Below are 415 nucleotides of genomic sequence, written 5' to 3' on the forward strand. Positions count from 1 at the left end.
CGTTTGATCTGACCACCGATTACACCCCATCGCCGGTCGGGCCAGAGTTCCTGGCGATCACCGGGGTGGAAGACAACGTGGGCAGCGTGACGGGCAATATCGCCTCTGGCGGTATCACCGACGACAGCCAGCCGATGATCAGCGGGATCGGTACGGCGGGTGACACCATCCTGGTGTACGCACAAGACAGCGCGGGCAACCACGTGATTGGCAGTGCGACGGTACAGGCAGACGGTACCTGGAGCATGGCGCCGACCACGCCACTGCTGGAAGGCAGCAACCGGCTGACCATCGTGGCGGTAGACGCGGCGGGCAACAAGACCACGCCAAGCACCCCGTCCTACGACCTGACGGTGGATATCACCATTCCAGGCGTGCCGGCAATCACCAGCGTGGTGGACAACGTCGAGCCGCA

At 63.9% G+C, this 415-nt stretch carries 1 protein-coding gene; it reads left to right on the forward strand.

Annotated features, from left to right (window positions below; translation table 11 throughout):
- Positions 1–415: Ig-like domain-containing protein (locus JHD74_RS26125; RefSeq protein ID WP_199063921.1), on the forward strand; the 415-nt coding region annotated here is incomplete at both ends.

It is taken from the genome of Serratia sp. ASV30 (assembly GCF_016428815.1).
Lineage (GTDB): Bacteria > Pseudomonadota > Gammaproteobacteria > Enterobacterales > Enterobacteriaceae > Chania > Chania fonticola_C.